Source organism: Cellulomonas sp. P4_B5_2 (assembly GCF_056402235.1).
Window position 1 is genome coordinate 1 of sequence record NZ_JBFUHU010000324.1, and the last position, 4262, is coordinate 4262.

A 4262-nucleotide genomic window follows, 5' to 3' on the forward strand; every position below is an offset into this window, starting at 1 on the left:
CGCTGTGAGGCCGTCTGAATCGTTTTCCACGGGAATCCCCGTGATCATGCGGCACTCACCCGCTGGGTGCTATCACCTCACGGCGCGGACTGTGATGCAGATCACAGTCACGACCACGTGACCATAGTCCTAGGCCAAAAGTCGGACGATCGTCCAGTTGGGAACCGTTTCGACGCCGGCTGTGTCATGGGCATCGAGCCGTGGTGTCATGGGCGCAGTGTCACATATCCGGGCACTTGTGGCAGAACTCGTCACCTCGGAACCGTCACGATGCGGGGGTGACCGTCCGATAGGTGGCTTCAGAAGCACCGTGGCCCCTCACGCCCCGGAAGAGAGGAGGTCGAGCTCGATGGCACTGACCCGGTTGTCCGACGTGCTCTGGCGCGAGCGGACCCTGTTGGAGCTGCTCCTGTTCAAGCTGGAGGAGGAGCAGATGATCCTGTCCAGCGGTCGTAGCCGCTGGCTCGGGCACGCCACGCGCGAGGTGGAGAGCGTCCTCGACGAGATCCGCACCGCCGAGCTCGGCCGCGCCGCAGAGGCCGACGCCGTCGCCGGCATGCTCGGGCTCGCGCCCGGCTCCAGCCTCGCCGAGCTCGCGGACCACGCCCCCGCGCCGTGGGACGAGCTCCTGCGCGCTCACCGCGACGCGTTCGCCTCGCTCACCACCGAGATCTCGATGCTCGCTGACGGCAACCGCGAGCTGCTCGCCATGTCCCACCGCGCCACCCAGGAGACGCTCCTGTCCCTCCAGGAGGTGCACACGTACGACGGGTCCGGACACGCCGCCGGCGCCGCACCCACCGCCCAGCTCGTCGACCGATCTCTGTAAGGGGACCCGTGAGCACCTTCTCCGGTCTCGGCACCGCGCTCAGCTCGCTCATCGCGCAGCGGCAGGCGCTCGACGTCGCTGGTCAGAACATCGCCAACGCCAACACCGTCGGCTACACCCGTCAGCGCGCGACTCTCGCGGCTCTCCCTGCGGCGACCGTGCCGTCGATGTTCTCGACCTCGGACGGCACCGGCGAGGGCACCCGCGTCTCGGGCATCGACCGGCTCGCCGACATGTTCCTCGACGCCCGCCTGCGCACGCAGACGTCGGGCGCCTCGTACCTGTCCGCCCGTGCAGAGGCGTACACCGCGCTGGAGTCCAGCGTCGGCGAGCCGGGCACGACCGGCCTGTCCAGCCAGCTGTCCACCTTCTGGGGTGCGTGGCACGACGTCGCCAACACGCCCGACAAGGGGTCGGCCAAGGCGGTGCTCCTCGAGGACGCGAAGGCGGTCGTCGACCGGATCGGCACCCTGTACACGGCCGCCCGGACGCAGTGGACGCAGGCCCGGTCCACCACGGTCGCACTCGTCGGCCAGGTGAACACCACCGCGGAGAGCGTCGCCGACCTCAACGGCCGGATCCTCTCCATCACCAACAGCGGCGGCACCGCTCACGAGCTCGCCGACCAGCGCGACCAGCTGGTCACCTCGCTGTCCTCGCTCGTCGGCGCCGCCATCTCCGTGCGACCCGACGGACAGGTCGACGTGCTCGTCGGCGGCAACGCGCTCGTGTCGGGGAACCGTGCGCAGGCGCTGGCCGTGCAGGGAGCCACCAGCTTCGCGCAGGCCACCGGCGACGCCACCTCGGTCCCGCCCGTCGACGGCCAGGCCGTCACGGTGGTCTGGGCCGCACACCCGACGCGCTCCGCGGGGCTCGACGGCGGCCGCGTGGCCGGCCTGCTCTCGGTCCTCGCCCCGACGGACGGCTCCGGCACCGGCGGCATCCTCACGGAGGCGGCCGCGCGATACGACGCGCTGGCGACGACGATCGCGACCCAGGTCAACGCGCTGCACTCCACCGCGGTGACCTCGGGCACCAAGGTCCCCGGCGGCGACTTCTTCACGTTCGCGGCCGGACGCCCGCCCGCGCTCGGGCTCACCGTGGCGATCACCGACCCCGCCGGCGTCGCGGTCGCCGCTCCCGGCGGCGGCGCGCTCGACGGCTCGATCGGTGACAAGATCGCGCAGCTGGCCGCGGACCCGCTGGGCCCCGACGCCACCTGGAGCGCCTCGGTGGTCGAGCTCGGCGTCCGCACCGCGTCGGCGGGCTCGCGTGCGAAGGTGGCGGAGTCTTCCCGCGCGACCGCCGCCGCGCAGCAGCTCGCCCAGGCGAGCGTCGACACCGACGAGGAGACCGTGAACATGCTCGCGTACCAGCGCGCGTACGAGGGTGCGGCACGCGTGCTCACCGCCATCGACGAGATGCTGGACACCCTCATCAACCGCACCGGCCTCGTGGGGAGGTAGTCGCAGTGATCGCTCGTGTGACCCATCAGACGGTCCAGCGCCAGACGCTGGCCAACCTCCAGGGCAACCTGTCCGCGATGGCGACGCTGCAGGCGCAGATGTCCAGCGGCAAGAAGATCAGCGTGCCGTCCGACGACCCGGCGGGGGCGTCGGACATGCTCCGGCTGCGCGGCGACCAGCGGGCGGTCACCCAGCACGCCCGCAACGCCTCCGACGGCGACTCGTGGCTGACCACCGTGGACTCGGCGCTGGGCTCGTCGCTCGCCGCCCTGCGCCGCGCGCGCGACCTCACGATCCAGGGCGGCGACGGTGCGCTCGGCGCGACGTCCCGCGAAGCGCTGGCCGCGGAGCTCGAGGGGGTCCGCGACACGCTGCTCGACCAGGCCAACTCCACGTACGTGGGCCGCTCCGTGTTCGCGGGCACGTCCGACGCCGGACAGGCCTTCGGCCCGGGCTACGCCTTCACGGGCAGCCCCACCGCGCTGCCCGTCGAGCGGCGGATCGGCCCGAACAACACGGTCCGCGTCGACTCCGACGGTGCAGCGGTGTTCGGCGCCGGCAGCGGCTCGGTGTTCGCGCTGCTGGACACCGTCGCCGCGACGCTGCGGTCCGGCGGCGACCCGACCACGCACCTCGACGCCATCGACTCCCGCATGGAGGCGATGCTCACCGAGGTCTCGTCGGTCGGTGCCCGGCACGCGCAGGTCATCGCCGCGACGAGCTCGCTCAAGGACCAGGAGCTCACCGTGAAGTCGCAGCTCTCCGGCATCGAGGACATCGATCTCGCCGAGGTGATCCTCGAGCTGCAGATGCAGGAGGTCGCCTACCAGGGTGCGCTCGGCGCCGCGAGCAAGGTCCTGCAGCCCTCGCTCCTGGACTTCCTGCGATGAGCACGTCCACGGTCCGCGTCGCCGGCAGCGGCGACGGCTCGGTCGACGTCCCCGGGCTCCTGGAGCTCTCGACGCCGCTGCTCGGGCTGCCGGGGCACGTCCGGTACTCCCTCGAGGCGCTCGACGAGCACGGCGTGCTGTTCGCGCTGCGCAGCGTCCCGGCCGACGAGTCCGACGCCCCCGTGCGCCTGTTCGTCGTGAGCCCTGTGGCGCACTTCCCGGACTACGTACCGACGATCGACGCCGACGCGCTCCCCTGGGACGCAGACGCGGAGCACACGGCCGTGCTCGCCGTGGTCCACCCCGGGCAGGGTGCGCAGGACGGTCCGACCGTCAACCTGCTGGCCCCGATCGTCGTCGACACCCGCTCCGGGCGTGCCGCCCAGGTGGTGCTCGACGGGGACTGGCCGCTGCGCGCACCCGTCGGCTGAGCCGACTCGCCCCGACGCCTCAGGTCCGCGCACCCGCGTCCGATGGGTGGATCGACGGACATCACCGGGGAGAGACATGAGCGTGCTGAACGACTACGACCGCCTCACGCGCGGTGCCACCCTGCTGCGCCAGCCGATCGTGCACCCGGACCGCTCGGTGTTCGGGTACGCGGTGCGGGCCGAGGTGCACGACGCCGACGGAGCGCTGATCCCGGAGGGTCTGGTCGAGGACCAGGCCGACGAGGCGTACGCCACCCTGGATCCCGCGACGATCGCCGGCGACCACCCCCTGATGCTCCGCGCGACCACCGGACTGCTCCTGGGCCGGGTCCCCGCGCCCGCGGCCTCCGCCGGGATCGCCTTCGAGATCCCCGCGCCGCTGGCGGGGCTGCCGGACACCGTCGAACGGCTCATCGAGCTGCGCCTGCTCGGCTACGGCCTGGCGGTCGGCGACTACACCGGCACGGTCGCGCAGGACGCGCTGCTCCCCTTCGTCGACGTGGTCAAGGTCCACATGGGACGCTCGCAGGACCGGCTCCTGCAGCTGGTCCGTCGCGCCCACGAGCACCCCGACATCCGCGTCATCGGGGAGCGCGTCGCCTCGAACGAGTCGATCGCGTTCGCCTTCGACCTCGGCGTCGACCTC

Annotated in this window: 5 protein-coding genes; all 5 read left to right on the top strand. The window is 72.1% G+C overall.

From position 1 onward, the window contains the following. Positions 1–349: 349 nt before the first annotated feature. Entirely contained in the window at positions 350–829 is a 480-nt protein-coding gene (gene flgN, locus AC1DUQ_RS18525; protein ID WP_477060029.1) for a flagellar export chaperone FlgN, read from the top strand. Between the two features lie 8 nt (positions 830–837). Continuing rightward, the gene (flgK, locus tag AC1DUQ_RS18530) at positions 838–2295 is read left to right on the top strand and encodes a flagellar hook-associated protein FlgK (RefSeq protein ID WP_477060028.1); all 1458 of its coding nucleotides are present in this window, start codon (positions 838–840) and stop codon (positions 2293–2295) included. Between the two features lie 5 nt (positions 2296–2300). Next, positions 2301–3185, top strand: coding sequence for a flagellar hook-associated protein FlgL (flgL, locus tag AC1DUQ_RS18535; protein ID WP_477060027.1), 885 nt, complete (start codon positions 2301–2303; stop codon positions 3183–3185). Beyond that, positions 3182–3616 carry a flagellar assembly protein FliW gene (locus tag AC1DUQ_RS18540; protein ID WP_477060026.1) on the top strand — a complete coding sequence of 145 codons (435 nt, stop codon included), beginning with the start codon at positions 3182–3184 and terminating at the stop codon, positions 3614–3616. Before flgL ends, AC1DUQ_RS18540 begins: the two co-directional genes overlap by 4 nt. A 76-nt stretch (positions 3617–3692) precedes the next feature. Next, positions 3693–4262: YuxH family protein (locus AC1DUQ_RS18545; protein WP_477074315.1), on the top strand; the 570-nt coding region annotated here is incomplete at its 3' end.